This window comes from Streptococcus sp. HMSC034E03, from assembly GCF_001811505.1.
In the GTDB taxonomy this organism is placed as follows: Bacteria; Bacillota; Bacilli; order Lactobacillales; family Streptococcaceae; genus Streptococcus.
The window spans coordinates 23,048-43,026 of sequence record NZ_KV804956.1 but is presented as its reverse complement, the minus strand read 5'-3'; the positions used below and the strand labels follow the sequence as shown (position 1 = coordinate 43,026).

The 19,979-nt window shown below is 34.4% G+C and carries 19 protein-coding genes and 2 tRNA genes; 5 read left to right on the top strand and 16 right to left on the bottom strand.

The genetic code is table 11. From position 1 onward, the window contains the following. Positions 1 to 67 precede the first annotated feature (67 nt). The 16 genes from HMPREF2805_RS01555 to HMPREF2805_RS01485 all read right to left on the bottom strand — a co-directional run bounded on the left by HMPREF2805_RS01555 (position 68) and on the right by HMPREF2805_RS01485 (position 16,813). Positions 68 to 139, bottom strand: a tRNA-Glu gene (locus HMPREF2805_RS01555). A gap of 326 nt (positions 140 to 465) precedes the next feature. Next, on the bottom strand, positions 466 to 2,424 hold the full coding sequence (gene ftsH / locus HMPREF2805_RS01550; RefSeq protein WP_075231104.1) for an ATP-dependent zinc metalloprotease FtsH: 1,959 nt from the start codon (positions 2,422 to 2,424) through the stop codon (positions 466 to 468). A gap of 16 nt (positions 2,425 to 2,440) precedes the next feature. Next, entirely contained in the window at positions 2,441 to 2,983 is a 543-nt protein-coding gene (hpt, locus tag HMPREF2805_RS01545) for a hypoxanthine phosphoribosyltransferase (protein WP_006150551.1), read from the bottom strand. A gap of 4 nt (positions 2,984 to 2,987) precedes the next feature. Next, positions 2,988 to 4,265, bottom strand: a complete 1,278-nt coding sequence (gene tilS / locus HMPREF2805_RS01540) for a tRNA lysidine(34) synthetase TilS (protein ID WP_075231103.1) — start codon at positions 4,263 to 4,265, stop codon at positions 2,988 to 2,990. Then, positions 4,262 to 5,530: a serine hydrolase gene (locus HMPREF2805_RS01535; protein WP_075231102.1), complete on the bottom strand. Its 1,269-nt coding sequence runs from the start codon at positions 5,528 to 5,530 to the stop codon at positions 4,262 to 4,264. The genes tilS and HMPREF2805_RS01535 overlap by 4 nt, the downstream gene beginning before the upstream one ends. Next, the gene (locus HMPREF2805_RS11445; protein ID WP_261676148.1) at positions 5,523 to 5,645 is read right to left on the bottom strand and encodes an SP_0009 family protein; all 123 of its coding nucleotides are present in this window, start codon (positions 5,643 to 5,645) and stop codon (positions 5,523 to 5,525) included. Before HMPREF2805_RS11445 ends, HMPREF2805_RS01535 begins: the two co-directional genes overlap by 8 nt. Positions 5,646 to 5,651: 6 nt before the next feature. Further along, positions 5,652 to 6,020, bottom strand: coding sequence for a septum formation initiator family protein (locus HMPREF2805_RS01530; RefSeq protein WP_075228438.1), 369 nt, complete (start codon positions 6,018 to 6,020; stop codon positions 5,652 to 5,654). Continuing rightward, positions 6,013 to 6,279, bottom strand: coding sequence for an RNA-binding S4 domain-containing protein (locus HMPREF2805_RS01525; protein ID WP_001234970.1), 267 nt, complete (start codon positions 6,277 to 6,279; stop codon positions 6,013 to 6,015). Before HMPREF2805_RS01525 ends, HMPREF2805_RS01530 begins: the two co-directional genes overlap by 8 nt. Positions 6,280 to 6,342: 63 nt before the next feature. Then, complete coding sequence (gene mfd, locus HMPREF2805_RS01520; RefSeq protein ID WP_083301258.1) at positions 6,343 to 9,846, bottom strand: transcription-repair coupling factor; 3,504 nt, start codon at positions 9,844 to 9,846, stop codon at positions 6,343 to 6,345. Then, the gene (pth, locus tag HMPREF2805_RS01515) at positions 9,839 to 10,408 is read right to left on the bottom strand and encodes an aminoacyl-tRNA hydrolase (protein WP_075231101.1); all 570 of its coding nucleotides are present in this window, start codon (positions 10,406 to 10,408) and stop codon (positions 9,839 to 9,841) included. Before pth ends, mfd begins: the two co-directional genes overlap by 8 nt. Before the next feature lie 72 nt (positions 10,409 to 10,480). After that, complete coding sequence (ychF, locus tag HMPREF2805_RS01510; protein ID WP_075231100.1) at positions 10,481 to 11,596, bottom strand: redox-regulated ATPase YchF; 1,116 nt, start codon at positions 11,594 to 11,596, stop codon at positions 10,481 to 10,483. Between the two features lie 85 nt (positions 11,597 to 11,681). Continuing rightward, positions 11,682 to 11,876 (bottom strand): DUF951 domain-containing protein, encoded by a 195-nt coding sequence (locus HMPREF2805_RS01505; RefSeq protein ID WP_000285188.1) that lies wholly within the window; start codon positions 11,874 to 11,876, stop codon positions 11,682 to 11,684. A 66-nt stretch (positions 11,877 to 11,942) separates the two neighbouring features. Continuing rightward, the gene (dnaN, locus tag HMPREF2805_RS01500) at positions 11,943 to 13,079 is read right to left on the bottom strand and encodes a DNA polymerase III subunit beta (RefSeq protein ID WP_075231099.1); all 1,137 of its coding nucleotides are present in this window, start codon (positions 13,077 to 13,079) and stop codon (positions 11,943 to 11,945) included. Positions 13,080 to 13,236: 157 nt separating this feature from the next. Beyond that, the gene (gene dnaA, locus HMPREF2805_RS01495; protein ID WP_075231098.1) at positions 13,237 to 14,592 is read right to left on the bottom strand and encodes a chromosomal replication initiator protein DnaA; all 1,356 of its coding nucleotides are present in this window, start codon (positions 14,590 to 14,592) and stop codon (positions 13,237 to 13,239) included. Positions 14,593 to 14,813: 221 nt separating this feature from the next. Further along, positions 14,814 to 15,572 carry a ParB/RepB/Spo0J family partition protein gene (locus HMPREF2805_RS01490; RefSeq protein ID WP_075231097.1) on the bottom strand — a complete coding sequence of 253 codons (759 nt, stop codon included), beginning with the start codon at positions 15,570 to 15,572 and terminating at the stop codon, positions 14,814 to 14,816. 56 nt (positions 15,573 to 15,628) lie between these two features. Beyond that, complete coding sequence (locus HMPREF2805_RS01485; protein ID WP_075231096.1) at positions 15,629 to 16,813, bottom strand: serine protease HtrA; 1,185 nt, start codon at positions 16,811 to 16,813, stop codon at positions 15,629 to 15,631. A gap of 185 nt (positions 16,814 to 16,998) precedes the next feature. Between HMPREF2805_RS01485 and rlmH the strand changes: the two genes are divergently transcribed. From rlmH to comE, 5 genes are all read left to right on the top strand, one after another. Then, the gene (gene rlmH / locus HMPREF2805_RS01480; RefSeq protein ID WP_075231095.1) at positions 16,999 to 17,478 is read left to right on the top strand and encodes a 23S rRNA (pseudouridine(1915)-N(3))-methyltransferase RlmH; all 480 of its coding nucleotides are present in this window, start codon (positions 16,999 to 17,001) and stop codon (positions 17,476 to 17,478) included. A 43-nt stretch (positions 17,479 to 17,521) separates the two neighbouring features. Then, positions 17,522 to 17,595: transfer RNA gene (locus HMPREF2805_RS01475), tRNA-Arg, on the top strand. Positions 17,596 to 17,760: 165 nt separating this feature from the next. After that, a complete protein-coding gene (locus tag HMPREF2805_RS10465) occupies positions 17,761 to 17,889 on the top strand; it encodes a ComC/BlpC family leader-containing pheromone/bacteriocin (RefSeq protein WP_083301257.1) in 129 nt (42 codons plus the stop codon). A gap of 28 nt (positions 17,890 to 17,917) precedes the next feature. Next, complete coding sequence (gene comD / locus HMPREF2805_RS01470; protein ID WP_075231094.1) at positions 17,918 to 19,237, top strand: competence system sensor histidine kinase ComD; 1,320 nt, start codon at positions 17,918 to 17,920, stop codon at positions 19,235 to 19,237. After that, on the top strand, positions 19,234 to 19,977 hold the full coding sequence (gene comE / locus HMPREF2805_RS01465) for a competence system response regulator transcription factor ComE (protein ID WP_075231093.1): 744 nt from the start codon (positions 19,234 to 19,236) through the stop codon (positions 19,975 to 19,977). Before comD ends, comE begins: the two co-directional genes overlap by 4 nt. The last annotated feature ends 2 nt before the right edge of the window (positions 19,978 to 19,979 follow it).

Genomic DNA, 19,979 nt, shown 5'->3' with positions numbered 1-19,979 from the left:
GCTTGTCAACACTTTTTTGAAACTTTTTTTAACTTTTTTCATCCAGTGTTTCATCTGCAATACACTATAGTCCGTACGGGATTCGAACCCGTGTTACCGCCGTGAAAAGGCGGTGTCTTAACCCCTTGACCAACGGACCGGAGTTGTTATTTTCAACTCTTACTATTATACCGACTTTTCCCTACTTGTCAACACCTTTTTTAAACTTTTTTTCACCAGTCTTTGAAGACTAGCTCTAACTCCCTGAGAAGGGACTTGCGGCCTTTGAAGTGTTCTACTGAGAACTATTGCTTACGATTATAATCAGGGTTTTCTTTGTGAAACATAGGGAACAACTCACAACTCTTCTTATCTCTATTATACGACTTTACACAAAGAAAAGCCCTTAGAAACTTGACTTCCAAGGACTTTGTCTTCAATCTGAACATAGAGAACATTAGTTTTCTATGTTAGTATTTATTATGTTTACTTTTCTTCAGTCATCTTTGATTTGACTTCATCATAAGAAAGTGCATGTGATTCTTCTTCTATTGCTTCAGGCATCTTACCTGTCTCATAGAGTGATTTAATCTGTGTACTATCCAATGTTTCGTATTTCAATAATGCTTCTGCAATTAACTTATGAGTTTCACGATTTGATTGAATAATATCAGCCGCTTTATTACGTGCTTCATTCAACAATGAACGAACTTCTTCATCAATTTCGTAAGCTGTACGCTCTGAAATTGTTTTTTGTGGGGATTGAGCACCAAACATAGCATGATTACCTTCATACTGAACCGGTCCAAGTTTTTCACTCATACCATACTCAGTAACCATTGCACGGGCCATCTGTGTAGCTTGTTCAAAGTCGTTGGATGCACCTGTTGTTTGGACATTGAAGATAATCTCTTCAGCAACACGTCCACCCATCAAACCTGCTAATTGTTCTTTCATATCTTCTTTAGATAGTAACATTTGATCTTCTTTTGGAAGAGCAATCATGTAACCACCTGCACGACCACGAGGAACGATTGTTACCTTATGAACGACACGTGCATTGGACAATACGAGGCCAACAATTGTATGTCCTGCCTCATGGTAAGCAACCATTTCACGTTCTTTTTGAGAAACAGTTTTATCCTTCTTAGAAGGGCCAGCGATAACACGATCTTCAGCTTCATCAATATCTGAAGCATCAATCACTGACTTATTACGACGAGCTGCAACCAAAGCTGCTTCGTTCAATACATTTTCCAAATCTGCACCAACAAAACCAGGAGTTTGTTGTGCCACCAATTTCAAATCTACATCTTCTGCTAACGGTTTATTTCTAGCATGAACTTTTAGAATTGCTTCGCGTCCCTTAACATCTGGACGACCAACCAATACTTTTCTATCAAAACGACCTGGACGAAGAAGAGCTGGATCTAGAACATCTGAACGGTTGGTTGCCGCAATAACAATGATTCCTTCATTTCCTTCAAAACCATCCATTTCAATCAAGAGTTGGTTTAGGGTTTGTTCACGTTCGTCATTACCTCCACCTAAACCGACACCACGTTGGCGACCAACAGCGTCGATTTCATCAATAAAGATAATGGCTGGTGCTGCTTTTTTAGCGTCCTCAAATAGAGAACGGACACGGCTGGCACCAACACCGACGAACATTTCTACAAAATCAGAACCTGAAATACTAAAGAATGGTACACCAGCTTCTCCTGCAACTGCTTTAGCAAGTAATGTTTTTCCAGTTCCCGGAGGTCCTTCTAAGAGAACACCAGCTGGGATACGAGCACCTAATTTTGTAAAGCGTTTTGGATCTTTTAAAAATTCAACAACTTCAACAAGTTCTTGTTTTTCTTCCTCTGCGCCTGCAACATCTGAGAAGCGAACTTTGATATCTTCTTTGTTAGCAGCTTTAGCTTTACTTCGACCAAAGCTCATTGGATTTCGTCCATTATTTCCTCCCATATTGCCCATCATTGAGAATAGGAAGAAGAATAAGATACCAAATGGTACGATAGACACTAGGATGTTAATCCACATACCACTTGAACTCTCATGTTTCACTTCAATTTGTGTTTGATGTTCACCTGCTAACTTTTGTAAATCAGCAACAGTGGTATCTGATGGTAGGATAATACTAGTAAATTTTTCTACCTTTGTAGCAGAAGGAGTGAAAAATTGAATCCCAGTTTCCTTCTTTTCTGTTTTTGCAGTTTTGTATTCACCAGATACCTCAATAACACTACCGTTTGGTTGATAGGTCATTTCTTTTACGTTATCATTGGTAATTTCCTGCACCAATTCTGAGTACTTGATTTGTTGACTATGACCAGCAGCTCTTCCAGCAAAAAAGTACTGGAATCCTGTCACTAGCAAGAAAATCATCAACAAATAAAGAAATGGATTTTTTATGAAACCATTATTTTGTTTTTGCATTCAACAACTTACCCTTCTATTTTGAGTAAACTTCCTCTTTTAATACGCCTACATAAGGAAGGTTACGATAATTTTCATTATAGTCTAGACCATAGCCTACAACAAACTCATTTGGAATTGTAAAGCATGTATAATCTGCTTCAATTTCGACAGTACGTCCCTCTGGTTTATCCAACATAGTAACAATCTTAACAGAGGCTGCTTCTCTTGCAGTAAACATATCTCTCAAGCTCTTCAAAGTTTGACCAGTATCGATAATATCTTCTACAAAGACAACATGTCGACCTTTAATATCTTGAGTTACGTCTTGTTTGATATTAATGACACCACTACTTACAGTCCCACCATGATAACTAGAGACCATCATAAAGTCCATTTCAAGATGTGTATCAATATATTTCACTAATTCTGCCATAAAAGGAATAGATCCTTTTAAAATTCCAACTAAAATCGGATTTTTACCCTCATAATCTTTTGTCAACTGAGCACCCAATTTTTTAGCTGCTTCTGTAATTTCATCTTGTGAAATCAAAATTTTCTTGATGTCTTGTTCTAACATGATTTTACCTATCTATTTTTTCTATATAAAGTACAGTGTTCATTATATCATTTTTCATTTTTTTACTCAAATCACTGGTTTCAATTCCTAAAACTGAACAAATTTGACCTGATTGCTCAATGATTATCACTTTTTCCCGTTTTTCTTTAGGGATTTTTAAATCAATAAAAAGTCGTCTTAGTTTTTTTCGATGTCCATTTTTTATCAGATAGTCACCTGAATGACGGTGCCGTAAAATTAAGGATGTTTCCCGTGAAACATATATTTTTTGAACTCTATCTCCTTCTAAAGGAAGTCCAAATGAAAATAGATATCCTTCATAGTGAACTTGGTTTAGATAGTCTAACACACACTCATTGTTTTTTTCATCAGACTTTGGTCTGATTTTACAAATCTGAAAGTAATCGTATTCCTTTACAAGCTCATAACCATTTTTTAAATGATGGCGATATTGACTCTTGGTTTTCAATATATGATGGATCTGTTGAAATTGTTCTCTTGTTACATTTAAGTTTGCGAATCGACCAAGATAGTGTTGCAATAAAACTCGTTGTGTTTCTTCTGAAAAAGATAAAAACTGAGTTAAATCTTCAATATCTACTGTTTGAGATAATTCACCAATAGCTGTCTGATAGTCAGATACTTCTTTTCCAAATTCTAGTAAAGCTTTTCTAACTTGAAGATTCTCTGTCTCCATTTGTGGTAGATAGAGATTACGAACACGATTGCGAAAATAGTGATTTTCCTGATTTGTCTCATCCTCAAAATGTTCAATTTCAGGAAATTCCTTCTTATCGAAAGAGAGTAAGGGACGAATTAATTCTCCCCTATCAAATTTTTGCTTCTCTTTAATAGCCGATAGATGATGCAACCTAGTGCCCCTGATCAATCTCATAAAAATCGTTTCAACTTGATCATCTGCATGATGAGCCGTTACAAGAGCTGTAGAGGATGTTTCTCTCATAACATCTCTAAAAAATTCATAGCGAAATTGACGAGCGCTCGCTTCTGTAAAAGCTCCAGAGAAGTTAGCTACATAAATCGGAACTCCAACTTGTTCAGCTAGTTTTCTTAATTCATGTTCTTCATTGTCTGACTCTGGTCGTTGTTTATGATTGACATGGACTAAAAAAATCTCAATACCAAGTTCCTTTTTATAAGTTGATAGAAGATGAAAGAGAAACATCGAATCAAGTCCACCAGATAAGGCTATTACAACTTTTGAATGATCTTTAAAATAACCTTTTTCTAGAAAATGATTTAAAAAATTTTGGTCTGTCATTTCAGGACCTCATAGACATCCTTGGCAATTTTAGAAATGGTATCATAATCTGAATTTTTGGTAAAAATTGAAATGATGAAAGGAGACTCTGAATAAACAATAGCAGTGTCATGCTTGTATTCGTCTGCATCCCCAATTTTATGGGCTACCTTAGCAGAAATATCTTTCGCAATCCTCTGATTGTCAAAGGACGTTTGTGATAGAGATTCTAAAACAAAAGCATTCTGATTATAAATAGCCTCCATAACTTGACCAGCCATTTTAGCTGATGCTAACTTATCTGTTACGTTCCACTCTTCACCTGAAATTCTAGCCATCTCCTTTTTAAAGGTCTCATCTGACTTGTTGGTAACATAATATCCAAGAATGTTGTGGGCTACATTATCAGATTCTTTCGCTGTTTTTGATATCAAATCTTTGATGGTGTATTCTTTGTTGTCTGCTGTTTTAGGAAGACTTCCACTACCTTCAGGCTTATAAGAACCAGGGAAATCATTCACTTCGGAAACATACTTCAGTTTCGTGTCAAGTTGGTAATCACCTTGATTGATTTTTTCCTGAATATAATAAAGATAGGGCAGCTTCATAACACTTGCAGCATACATTTTCTGATTTTCATTAATCCCAGCTTCCTTACCTGTGCTCAATTGTTTAACATAAATAGAAAACTGTTCATTTTGATAATTTTCAGACAGTAACTCTTGTACTTTCTGGATACGATTATCATATTGAGAAATATAATCATTAGAAACCCAACCAATTTGTTTGATATGTAAGAATTCACGACCCTCAGCAAACACTGACATATCCACTTCAACCTCTTGATAAGGGACTAAAGTAGTTGCTTTTTCTATTTGATCATAGGGACTATTGTAAATGAAAAATCCAGGTTCTAACCATACTTTTTGGGATAGAGAATTTATTTTTGATGCATCATATAGAAGTCTTTTGTCTGCAGCAACAAACTGATTATTAGATAATTTAAAGACAGGTTGACCTTGTCCATTTAACCGCCATTCTAGAATAGTTAATGTTGTTTCTGCTGTAACTTTCCCTGACTCTTTTATCAAATCATCTGAAGCATAAATGGACGTTTCACCATAAAACTTAGGGGATTCAATTATATCTTGATAATAAAAATGATATGTAGCATGAGTTAAGGAATAAATTTCTTGATTTGGAATGATGACTGGATTCTCAGTGCTTACTACCTGGACACTTTTAAAGAAAATAGGAAGTAGTAATATCACTAAAAATTTACGCATTCTTCTTTTCCTCTTCTTCCTGAAGTCGTAACAGATGATTTTTTTGAGCTAACTCTTCTAATTTTTCATCTGATTGACTTAAAAATTGTTCAACAATATCTAATAAATTTTCCATATTCTATTACCTAGGAAGCAAGTCCGGAATGGTGTATACTTCCTCCCATGATTTTGAATAATAATATTTAGCACGCAAATATTTAGCTGCGTAAGTTTCGTCCTTTAGTTTTGTTGCAAGATTTGATTCTTTATCTTTTTCATCGCTCAATTCTTGATACTGTTTTTTCAGATTGGCTAACTGTTGGCGACGTTCGAGTAGTTGCTGATAACTTTGAGTCAAATTATAGGTTGGTAGAATGAACAACAACATAATCAAAATCAAAACCCAGCCCATAAAACGATTTCGTCTTTGTCGTTCTTCCATCAAGTATTTACGACGTTGGTGTTCATTTTGAATAAAAGAATTATTCATTTGCACAATTTTTTTATACATCGTTTTCTACCCTTGTTTCGCTGATAATTTCATACATACCTGCAGCATCTTCTTTTTTAGTGCTATCTTTCATTTCTAACACTTTTACGAGCAACAATTTATTTCCAAAACGAATTTCAACTTGGTCATTGATTTTTAAATCTGTAGAGCTCTTAGCAAGAATACCATTTACCTTGATACGTCCCTTATCTGCAACTTCTTTAGCAACTGTGCGGCGCTTAATAATTCTTGATACTTTTAAATATTTATCTAATCTCATCTTTATTACCTCAAATTATTATTGTACCATTTTTCTCCCTTTTATAGAAGAAAAATGTCATACCTAATTTGACTCTTTTGCATTTTTTATAGCCACTAGGGATTCAGCAAAAGTCAACAATCCTTCTAAAATTTCATAATCTTTTTTATTTCGAATATCAAATACAACTTCAATTAAACCTTGATTTTCTGAAATATTGGCCTTCAAACTTGTCTGAGATAGAGCCTGGAAATAATCTTGTGTTAAAAATAGTTGCTGCGAAATTTTTTCAAATTGAATGACAAGTTTATTATTTTTTCTTTCAACACGATTGACAAATACTTTATCAAGGTAAGCTTTTACTAATCCAATTTCTAAAAGATAAGCAACTACATCAGGATATTCTCCAAAACGGTCGATCAACTCATCTTGTAATTCTTCGTAGTTGACACGATTGTCAATTTGACGAATTCTCTTGTAAATTTCAATTTTATGCCGTTCATCTGAAATGTACTCATCCGGAAGATAAGCATCAATTTGTAAAATTAACTCAGCATTTCCTTTTTCACGTTTCTTGTCAGTTCCATTTTTCTTAGCAATTGCTTCTTCTAGTAACTGAGAATACAACTCAAACCCAACAGAATCAATAAAACCAGACTGTGAACTTCCTAAAAGATTCCCAGCTCCACGAATGGATAAATCACGCATAGCGATTTTGAAACCAGAACCTAGTTCAGTAAAACCTTTGATGGCCTCTAATCTTTTCTCAGAAACTTCTGTCAAGGTTTTATCTGGACGATACATGAGATAAGCATAGGCAATTCGATTACTACGACCAACCCGACCTCTTAATTGATACAAGGTTGACAATCCCATATGATCTGCATTTTCAATAAATAAAGTATTTGCATTTGGAATATCAACTCCTGTTTCAATGATTGTAGTGGTTACTAAAATATCATATTCACCTTCAATAAAATCAAGTAGCGTATTCTCCAAACGAATTTCACTCATTTGTCCATGAACAAAGCCAATCGAAGCTTCTGGAATCAACTCTTGTAACTCTGAAACCTTCTTTTCAATCGTGTCAACTTTGTTGTAAAGATAGTAAACCTGACCACCACGATCCATTTCTCTCAATATAGCATCACGAATGACACGATCATTCTGTTCAAGAACATAGGTTTGAACAGGATATCGATTGGTTGGAGGAGTCTCTATGACTGATAAATCTCGGATACCTAATATAGACATGTGGAGAGTTCTAGGAATTGGTGTAGCTGTCAAGGTTAAGACATCAACCTTCTTTTTCAATTCCTTCAAAGCTTCCTTATGTTTGACACCAAAACGTTGTTCCTCATCGATGATAATCAAGCCTAAATCAGCAAATTCAACATCTTTAGATAAAACTCGATGAGTTCCTATCAAGATGTCTACTTGACCTTTTTTCAATTTTTCAAGTGTCTCAGTCTGCTCTTTCTTACTTCTAAAACGACTCAAAACATCTACATTGACAGCAAATTGTTCAAATCTTTCCTTGAAATTACTGTAATGTTGCTGAGCAAGAACGGTAGTTGGTACTAAAACAACAACCTGTTTATGATCATTGACAGCCTTAAATGCAGCTCGCATGGCCACCTCAGTCTTACCAAAACCAACATCTCCAACTAAAAGTCGGTCCATCGGTTGAGGAGCCTGCATATCCTTTTTAATTTCATCTATACTTCGAAGTTGGTCCTCAGTCTCTACATATGGGAATGCTTCGTCAAAAGCGTTTTGATCTTCATCATCTTTTGAAAATGCAAAACCTTTAAGTTGACTTCTCTCTGCATATAACTTAATCAAGTCATCTGCAATATCTTCAACTTGACTCTTTACTTTTTGCTTGGCTTTTTTAAAACGTCCATCGTTAAGTTTGTTTAACTTTGGAGCCTTACCATCACTAGAGACATACTTAGAAAGAGTCTGTATCTGCTCTACAGGGATGGAAATACGGTCTCCATTTTGATATAGGACACTTACGTAGTCTCGATGAATTCCTTTGATTTCAATCGTTTCAATCCCTAAATATTGACCAATACCATGAATTTGATGAACAACATAGTCTCCTTTTTGGAGTTCACTATAATCCTTTAATCGTTCAGCATTGCTAATATTTTGTCTGCGATACTTGCGTTTAATCTTCTTTTTAAAAATTTCATATTCAGTGATAAATACAAGATTCTCATCTACAAAATGAAATCCATGACGAAGATTTCCTTCAACAAGATTAACAGTTCCTTTACAGATTTCACTTTGATTACTGTTGTCAACTTTAATGCTATATTCATCAAGAATCGTTAACAGTTTCTTTAGTTCAGTTTTGCTACTTGATTGAAGAACAATCGTATACTTTAATTTTTTGTAACGTTCAATTTCTTCTTTCAGAAAAGAAAACTGATTAAAGAACTCCTGCATAGGATATTGATTGAACTGGTACAGATTATTAAATTTCAAATTTCCAAGCCCTTTTTGAAAATTTGAAAAGAAAGTCGCTGGTACATGTTTTTTAAACTGACTTTCTACATCAGCAAAATATTGTAAACTTGACACTATTTTACTATTGTGTAAATCTTCTGTAAAGTAACTAGCAGTTTCCTTATCAAAAGCATCGTACTGATTCATGATTTTTTGAAAATCATCAAAGATAATAGGAACTTGATTAAAATAGTCTATCAAGGTCCACTGTTTTTTATAAAATACAGACAAAAACTTGCGAATATCTGCATGAAGAACTTGCTCTTTCGTACAACTAAAAACTTCTTCTAGGTAAGACTTTAAAGTTGGAGAAAGTGCCTTATCAATCTCATGTTCTAAAAATTTCTGACCACGATGATAATCTTCATTCGTTAACAAAATATCACTAGCTGGATAGATTAGTACTTGAGTTTGACTCTCTTTTGATAATTGAGTTTCGGCATCAAATTCTCTAATTCCATCAATCTCATCACCAAAAAATTCTATTCGGTAAGGAGATAGTTGAGAAGTTTCAAAGATATCCAAGATATCTCCACGAAGGCTAAATTCTCCCTGACTTTGAACTTGTGTAACCTTCTTATAACCAAGGGAAATCAAGTGATTTTTTAATTCTCTTTGTTCGCATTCTTGGCCCACTTGAAGTTCTAAGATACTATCATCAAAAACTTGAGGATTTGGTAAGAATACCCGACTAGCTGCGACGTTACAAACTAAAATCCCTTTTTGAGACTTATCTCTTAGAAAACGCAAAGCTTCAACCCGAGAAAAAATCTTTTCCTGAGATGATACCAAAAATTCGACCATTGGTGAATCATCTACTAGAAATGGATAAACTAGATCCGAACCTAGTATAGAGATTAGATCATTGACCAGACGCTCAGCCTCTCCATATGTAGAAGTCATCACTAAAACCTTATCCTGACTCTTCAGACTACTAGCAATAGCTAAAGATTTTGCTGATCCAGAAAGACCTAGCAATAATTGTCTTTGTTTCTGTGGTAGGTTCTCATGCCAAGATAGAATTTGTTTATTCTCTAAAAAGAAATCGATTAATGCCATTTCATTACCCATTATATTTCTGCATCGTCTTTTCAAAGTTTTTCTCTTGTAAATAATAATTTACAGCATCGTCAACCTTGTCAACAGACTGTAAAATACCTATATAGTCATCCTTGTCAAATTTACTCAAAACGTGGTGAACAACAGACATTCCTTTTTTAGGTCTACCGATACCAATCTTTACACGATTGAAAACCTGTGTACCAATATGTTGGATAATTGACTTGATGCCATTATGACCGCCAGCTGATCCTTTAGCGCGAAGACGAATTTTTCCGACTTCCATGTCAAGATCATCGTAAATAATCAGTAAATCTTCAATATCTAAACCATAGTAGGTTAATAAAGCATGAACTGCTTTCCCACTTTCATTCATAAAAGTTGTTGGTTTCACTAGATAAATTTTTTCACCATTAAGGAAAAATGAAGCTAATTCAGCTTGAAAAATCTTATCGTGTGTAAAGGTGACATTCTGTTTTTTTGCTATTTGATCAATCAACATAAAGCCAACATTATGTTTAGTTTCAAAATATTTATCTCCTGGATTTCCCAATCCTACAAGTAATTTTGTCATTTATATTTCCTTTCAAAAGTCAAAAGGGTTGGAATTTTTTTCCAACCTAATTGACACTATTAAAAATGTTGATTATACGTTAAAGCGGAATTCCATGATATCGCCATCTTGAACGACATATTCTTTTCCTTCTTCACGCAAACGTCCAGCTTCTTTTACTGCCTTTTCAGATCCGTATTTAATCAAATCATCATAAGACATAGTCACTGCACGAATAAAGCCTTTTTCGAAGTCAGAGTGGATAATTCCAGCAGCTTGAGGAGCTTTCATGCCACGTTTAAAGGTCCAAGCACGAACCTCTTTTTCACCAGCTGTGAAGTAAGTCCCAAGTCCAAGTAGATGGTAAGCAGCACGAGTCAACTTATCCACACCTGATTCTGTCAAACCAATAGCTTCAAGAAACTCTTTTTTATCTTCATCGTCTAACTCAGAAATTTCTTCTTCAGCACGCGCTGAAATGACTACTACCTCTGCATTTTCTGTTGCTGCGAATTCACAAATTTGCTTCACATAATCGATAGATTCTGGGTCTCCAACCACATCCTCATCAACGTTAGCTACATAAAGAACAGGTTTTGTTGTCAAAAGGAAAAGACCTTTAACTACTTTTTGCTCTTCATCTGTAAATTCAATGGTACGAGCTGATTTACCATCTTCAAGAACTGGTTTAATCTTTTGAAGAACGTTAAATTCTGCAACTGATTCCTTATCTTTTTGAGTACGTGCCATCTTTTCCACACGCGCATAGCGTTTATTGACTGATTCTAAGTCAGCAAGAATCAACTCTAGGTTAATGGTATCAATATCTGCTAGTGGATCCACAAAGGCATCTTCACGACCTTGTTCACGCATGACATTTTCATCATCAAAGGCACGAACCACGTGAACAATGGCATCAACTTCACGGATATTAGCCAAGAATTTATTCCCCAGACCTTCTCCTTTTGATGCACCTTTTACAATCCCTGCAATATCTGTAAATTCAAAGGTTGTTGGGACTGTCTTCTTAGGAGTAATCATTTCCGTCAATTTTTGGAGGCGTTCATCTGGAACTTCTACCATCCCAACATTTGGATCAATGGTTGCAAATGGATAATTTGCAGCCTCTGCTCCTGCTTTTGTAATTGCATTAAATAGGGTTGATTTACCAACGTTTGGTAAACCTACAATACCTGCTGTTAAAGCCATAGTTTCTCATTCTCCGTTCACATTTCAATCTTCAATATTATAACACAAAAAGGGAAAACTTGCTAACCCTCTTACTATGAGGTTCCTAGTCGATGATTTTGTTCATTTTTCTTTCAAAATCATATCGACTCATCATGACCACATGATCACAATTGCTACATTTTATTTTGATATCAGCTCCAACACGGGTAATTTCCCAACGATTGGCTTTTTTACCTGTTGATTTGATTGTACAAGCGTGTGGTTTTTTCATTTCAACAAAATTTCCAACTTGATACATAGTTAGTCTCCTTTTTCTTTTTCGATTATATCATAAAAGAGGCGAGCTAGGCTCAACCTCTTTCCATTAATTTGTACGAACTGGCGTGATGAGCTGCATGAAATCTTCATCAATGTCTGCTGGAACAAGGGTGAAAGGACGAACTGCAGAGATAAAACTGATTGTAACTTTTTCACTATTCAAGGCTTTTAGTGCTTCAATCAAGTAAGTTGGGTTAAAACTAATTGTCAAATCATCACCACTTACATTTTCAGTATCAATTTCTTCGTTTACTTTCCCTACTTCTGGAGAATGAACATGAGCACTTACAACTCCTTCTTTGATTTCTAATTTAACAGTACCATTTTGTGTCGCACTTGATAAGAGGCGAGCACGTTCCATAGACTGGCGTAGTTTAGAAACATCAAAAGTCACTGTTGTATTAAAATCTGTTGGAATCAATCGATCGGTATCTGGATAATTTCCTTCTAAGAGACGTGTGTAGAAGCTAATATTTTCACTTCTAAAGAGAATTTGATTATTGGCGAAGAAAATCTCTACTGTTTCGATATCATCCGTAAAAACAGCTGAAAATTCGCGTAGCGAACGACTTGGGATGACAACATCAAAATCATCGCTATTTTTTTCAAGTGTCAATTTCTTCTGACTGAGACGGTGAGAATCTGTCGCAACTGTTTTTAATTCTTTGTGGTTGCTTAAAACAAAGTGGACACCTGTCAAAATAGGACGGCTTTCTTGGGTACTAGCTGCAAAAGCTGTTTCATTGATAATCTTTTTAAGAAGTTTTGTTTCAAGAACTAAAGGATTGCTTGCAGAAATTTCCTGAATACGTGGATATTGCTCGCTATCTTTTCCTTTAAGAGTAATCTCTGATTTTCCACTAGTTAAGACAATTTGCTTTTGTTCAATCTCTTTAAAATCAAGTGTTACATCTGGAAGACTTGAAACAACATTGATAAAGAAAGAAGCTTCCAGTAGAACTGAACCTAAAGAGTTAATCAAGAGACCTGCATTTTCATTTTTTTGCGATATAAAATTTTCGATTGAGATTTGACCATTTGATCCAATCAAGGTAATTCCTTCATTGGTAACATCAATTTTTACAGTTGATAGAATAGGAATAGCATTTTTTGAGCTAATAGCTCTTTTTGTTGTATTTAAAGCTTGTAAAAATAAATTTTTATTAATTGAAAAATGAATCATGGATTCTCCTTTATTCTTTTTATTATTAGAAGGATAATAGTAATAATAGAGCGTGTGAAAACTGTGGAAAACAGATGCTAATCAAGAAAACTCAAGGAAAGAGCCTTGTTTAAAAAGTGTGGATAAATAAAGAAATTTTTCTAAAGTTATCCACAAGTTATTTAATTTTCTTTTTGATTGCTTCGATTTCTAAACGTAAATTATCATCTGTTTCAAGCATGGATTTGATTTTTCCATGGGCATGAATGACCGTTGTGTGGTCTTTGCCACCAAACTCTTTTCCAATTTTAGGAAGGCTATTATCTGTCATTTCTCTGGCTAGGTACATGGCAACTTGACGGGCTAAAACGATATTTTGAACACGTCTAGTTCCCTTCATTTCCTTGACACTAACACCATAAAAGTTTCCCACTTCTGTTTGTATTTTATCAATTGGAATCACAATCATTTTGTTAACGTCTTGTTTGCGAGCACGAATAGCCTCAGCAGCGATGTCTACTGTGATGTTGTTAATCTTTTTGACTTTGGCCATCAAGCTGATGTCGTTGAGTGCACCCTCTAGCTCTCTCACGTTCGAGTCAAATTGTCCAGCCAAATATTCGAGTGTATCATTCTGAAAATGATAATGGAGATGTTCAGTCTTACTCTGTAAAATAGCAATACGTGTTTCAAAATCAGGTGGTGTGATATCTGTCGTTAATCCCCACGAGAAGCGCGTGACCAGACGTTCAGGTAGACTTTCTAAATGTTCAGGCCTACGGTCGCTTGTTAAAACAATTTGTTTATTATTATTGTGAAGGGCATTAAAAGTATTGAAAAACTCTTCTTGAGTTTGTACTTTCTTTCCACTAAGAGATTGAATATCATCAATGAGTAGGAGATCCAAACTACGATAAGTTTTTTTGAATTTTTCCATATCATTGAGTCTCAAATGCTCTAGAAATTCATTAATGAAGCTTTCAGCAGGTATGTATTTAACACGCGCATTTGGACTCTTTTTTAGAATTTCATTACCAAGGGCATTTAGCAGGTGAGTTTTTCCAAGTCCAGGACCTCCATAGATAAATAGAGGATTATAAGTTAGTCCAGGATCTTCAGAAACTGCTAAAGCTGCGGACTTAGCCCAAACATTACCATTTCCTTGGACAAAATTATCGAAAGTATACTTTTCCTTGAGTCCAGTTTCAGAATATGGAATAGTGGAGGGAATTGTCTGATAATCGCTAATAGAATCAGGTTCTATAGCTATTTGAGAGGCAGTTTCTTCAACTTTCGTGAAGACATAATGCGCCTTTATTTCAGTATCATAGATTTCAAAACCTGCTGTTAAAAGGATTCCATTGATATTTCTTTCCCAAAATATCTGCATCTCATCTCGGGGTAAGAAAATCGTTGCAGTGGCATTTTCTACTTTAACTAGGGTGGCATCTAAGATGTAAAAATCATAAACTGATTGAGTCAACCGATCATGCGCAAGTTCTAAAATACGATTCCAAAATTGTTTTTCTTTCAATGACTTTCTCCTCCTTTACTATAAAATTTTAAAGTTTTATTGATAGAATCATTTTACCATAGATAAGATTATTTTTCCACAACTTGTGGAAAACAATTAACAATGTTTTTAGTTCTTATCCACAAGATGTGGATAACTAAGGAGAAATCTGAAATATAAGGCTTTTTAAAAAGATAAATCGGTGGATAACCATGTTAGTTAAGAATAATAAAATAACAGCCTTATTTCAGGCTGTTAATAAATTGTTGATATTCATCTTGGTTATGGAAGGAAATTGAAATTTTACCGCTATCTTTTTTTTGAAGGCTAATCTGAACATCTAATCCGAGTATTTTTTTCAATTTTTGCTCTTCCTCTTTGACAAAGTGGTCTTTTTCTTTTCTGCTGCTCTTCTTCGTTTTTTGTAGTATTTGTTCAACTTGTCTAACTGAGAGATTTTCAGTTTGAATACGATGCAAGAGTTTATCTTGTTTATCACTTGATAATTGAATGAGGAGTCTAGCATGAGCCTGGGAAAGCTTCCCACTTTCGACTTCTGTCAGGATATGTTTAGGTAGCCCTAACAATCGAACTAGATTTGTAATATAAGGTCGAGATTTCCCCATTTTTTCAGCAATTTCTGTGTGGGTAAAACCTTTATCGATTAAGGATTGATATGCTTTAGCTTCCTCGATAGGATTTAAATTTTCGCGTTGGAGATTTTCAATGATAGAATGAAGCATCATATCTTGATCAGAAAGTTGCTTAACAATGACTGGAACTTCTGAAAGTCCAGCAGCTATTGAAGCACGATACCGCCTTTCTCCAGCTAGGATTTCATATCCAAGTACTGGAGATTTTCTAACGATAATAGGCTGAATCAAGCCGTTTTCCTTAATAGATTGTGCCAGTTCTTGTATTTTTTCTTCTGAAAATTCCTTCCGAGGTTGATAGGGATTTTTTTGAATATCTTTTATTTGAACAATTTTAAATTCTTCCATAATTCTACATTAACACAACTTAGATATTCTGTAAAGCAACTTTACATATCTGTAAACTATTGTTCCAAATCACTAGTACTCTTATCTAATTTAATGGTAGTTGTTTCTTCCTTGCCATTACGGTAGTATGTAATGGTCATGCTATCTCCGATAGAATGACTATATAGAGCACTTTGTAATTCAGTAGTTGAAGAAATAGCTTTATCATCTACTTTTGTAATGACGTCATATTGTTGTAGATGTCCATTGGCAGGCATACTAGTTATAACAGAACGAACAACTACTCCTGCAGTGACACTTGATGGTACATTCAATCTTTGTAAATCAGTGCTACTAAGATTTGAAAGGTTGACCATTTGAATGCCCAAGGCTGGTCGAGTGACTTTTCCATTCTTTTCCAATTGATTGATAATATTGATGGCATCGTTTGAAGGAATCGCAAATCCAAGTCCTTCCACAGACGTTCCACCGTTTGTGGCGATTTTACTAGATGTAATTCCGATTACTTGTCCCTGAATATTGATTAAGGGACCGCCAGAGTTTCCAGGGTTGATGGCTGTATCTGTTTGGATAGCCTTTGTAGAGATAGCTTGTCCATCTTCAGATTTTAAAGAAACATTTCTATTCAAACTTGACACGATGCCTTGTGTCACGGTATTGGCATATTCAGAACCTAGAGGGCTTCCTATTGCAATAGCTGTTTCTCCAACTGTTAGTTGATCAGAATCTCCAAATTCGGCTACTGTAGTCACCTTATCTGCAGCAATTTTTACAACTGCAATGTCAGAATAAGTATCAGAACCAACAATTTCACCTGGAACTTTAGTCCCATCTGCTAAACGAATATCAACTTTTTTAGCGCCATTAATAACGTGAGTATTGGTTACGAGGTAAGCAAAGTTACCTTCTTTTTTATAAATAACTCCAGAACCTTCACTAGATACTTGCTCAGTATTTGTATCTGTATCAGTCTCTGTAGATCCAAATAAACTATTTTGGGAGTTTGCGGAGTAAGTAATGACAGATACCACAGCATCTTTAACTTTATCGACTGCCTGTGTGGTTGAGTTTTCATTTTTTACAGCTGTTTTGCTGACAGTGGTTGTATTTGTTGGACTAGTGTTTTGTTTTTGACTGAGCTGCAATGTTGTAAAAGTACCTAAAACACCACTAAAAAAGCTAATGAGAATGACTAATAAAAGTTGTCCCCATTTTTTGGAACTAGTTTGTAAGTTTTTCATAGAAGCCTCCATGTTTTTTTAATCAATGAAAGTATAAAATAGCTAGCTTAATCCAAGCTTAAAGACAAAAAAGTTTTTCACAATCTGTGGATAACTTTCAAAAAACTGTGAATTTATTGAAGTTTTTCAAAATCTTATCTGTGAATAAGATGTGAAATTGAGTGTGAATATGTTAGAATAGAAGAATGAAAATTAAAGTGGTAACAGTTGGAAAACTGAAAGAAAAATATCTCAAAGATGGCATAGCAGAATACTCCAAGAGAATTTCACGCTTTGCTAATTTAGAAATGATTGAGTTGTCAGATGAAAAAACACCAGATCGGGCTAGCAAATCTGAAAATCAAAAGATTTTGGAGTTGGAAGGGAACCGCATTCTTTCTAAAGTAGGAGATCGTGATTTTGTAGTTGTTTTAGCTATTGAAGGAACAACTTTTTCTTCTGAAGAATTCAGCAAGCAGCTTGAAAGAGCCTCCATTAATGGATTTTCGACAATCACTTTTATCATTGGTGGGAGTTTAGGACTCTCTCCAGAGGTGAAAAAGAGAGCCAATCTCTCTGTTAGTTTTGGGAGATTAACGCTTCCTCATCAACTGATGAGACTAGTCTTAGTAGAACAAATCTATAGAGCATTTTCGATTCAACAAGGCTCACCCTATCACAAATAGATGATTGACTAAGCTAGCTTTTTTTGATAAGATAGATAGGTAAGGTCTCATAGCTCAGCTGGATAGAGCATTCGCCTTCTAAGCGAACGGTCGCAGGTTCGAATCCTGCTGGGATCAGTGTAAAAACGTAAGCTGGGAAAAAATCCCAGCTTTTTTTGTAAAAATTTGACACTTCAGAATAAAATTTGAGCATTTGAGAGATAATTCTCTATAGGTATCGTAGATTTTATATAATATTTTTGTAAGTTAATTTACAAGAAAAACATTATAGGAGTTTATATTATGAAAAAGAATACAGATTTTGCTCAGATGAAAGATTTCCAAGAATTAAACGAAAAAGAATTGCAGGAAATTAGAGGTGGGGAAATTAGGAGTTTTAAGTTTTTAAATAAAATATTTCTGAAGAAGTAGTTTATTGAAACAAAATAGGGAGAACATAATGGATTTATTTGGTGTGGTAATAGCTATTTTTTATGTTTTTATTATTAGTAAAATTTATAAATGGATTTGTAAAGCAACTAGAAAAGAACAATGTATTTTTAGTATTTATATCTTTCTACTACAATTGACAGTGGAAGAAGGTACTTATTTGGTATCTGCTAGTAGTTTTGGATTGTCTAAATTTTTATTTCCTTTACTCCTATTTAGTTACTTTATTGGATTTAAGAAGTATGAGAAGTCTAAGGGAATTTTTATCAGTCTATTATTTTCTCTCTTATATCATACTACTAATAACTTTTTATCAGTAACCTTATCATCTATTACAGGAGATGAGTTTGCATTGAAGTATAACAATTATTTTTCTCTATTTATCCTGATCTTAACTTATCTGGTTATTAAAGTTGTTGTTTCTTATTTCCACCTAGAGTTTAAATATTTTGATAAAGACTATCTTTATCCATTTCTGAAGAAAGTGCTCTTTGCATTTATCTTCCTACACATAGTCTCTTTTCTTTCAGATATTGTGAGTACGGTTCGTCACTTAAATAGTTTTGGAAGTATTTTATCATCCATTGTTTTTGTTGGTCTACTTTTGACCTTTTTCTCCATGAATTCTCACAAGGTTCAGATAGAAAAAGAGATTGAATTGGAACAAAAGAAGTTTGAGCAAAAACATTTACAAACTTACACGGATGAGATTGTTTCCTTATATAATGAGATTCGTGGTTTTCGTCATGACTATACAGGAATGCTTGTCAGCTTAAGAATGGCGATCGAAAGTAAAGATTTACAAGAAATTGACAGAGTTTACAGTGAAGTTCTTGTAAAGGCGAATCAAAAATTACGTTCAGACAAGTATACCTATTTCGATTTGAACAATATTGAGGATTCAGCTCTTCGTAGTTTGATTGCTCAATCTATTGTCAATGCGAAAACGAATGATGTAGAGTACACATTAGAGGTAAAAGATATTATCACACCTTTGTCTATGGAATTGTTAGATTTGGTGCGCGTGATGAGCGTTCTGCTCAATAATGCCGTTGAGGGGGCAGTTGAAAGCTATCAAAAACAACTAGAGGTAGCTATCATCAAATTGGATCTTGAAACCCTAGTTGTTATCCAAAACTCTTGTAAAAAAAGAAAGGTAAAATCCGAAGATTTATTTGAATTAGGATTTTCAACTAAAGGAAGACATAGAGGACTTGGACTTAATAATGTTAAAGAAATTTTAGGAAAATATGACAATGTTATTTTAGAAACAGAAATTGATAATGATGTATTTAAACAAGTGATTAGATTTAAGAGGGAACTGATATGAAAGTATTAATTTTAGAAGATATTATAGAACACCAAGTAAGGTTGGAAACAACTCTGAATAAAATTTCTAAGGAAACAAATATTCCTATCTCCTATAAAACAACAGGAAAAGTGAGAGAGTTTATGGAATATGTAGAGCATGATGAAGTTAATCAGCTTTATTTTCTAGATATTGATATCAATGGGATTGAGAGAAAAGGATTTGAGGTTGCTCAATTTATTCGTCATCGCAATCCTTATGCCATTATTGTTTTTATTACAAGTCGATCTGAATTTGCTACCTTGACTTATAAATACAAAGTTTCAGCATTGGATTTCATTGATAAAGAAACCAGTGATCAAGTTTTTAAAAATAGAGTTGCCGACTGTGTGCTTTACACTAAAACTACTTTACTTGAAAACCAATCAGTCGTTGATTATTTTGATTATAGTTATAAAGGAAATGATCTTTGTATTCCTTATCATGATATTCTCTACATTGAGACAACTGGAACTTCTCATAAATTACGAATTGTAGGTAAGAATTTTGCAAAAGAATTTTATGGAACAATGACAGATATTCAAGAAAAGGATAAGGAAACCCAACGTTTTTATCTAGCTCACAAGTCATTTTTAGTCAATATCGGTAATGTGAGAGAAATTGATCGTAAAAAAATGGAAGTTGTATTTTATGAAGATCATCGTTGTCCTATCTCTCGCCTAAAAACTAAAAAATTGAGAGAACTAATGGCTAAAAACTAAAA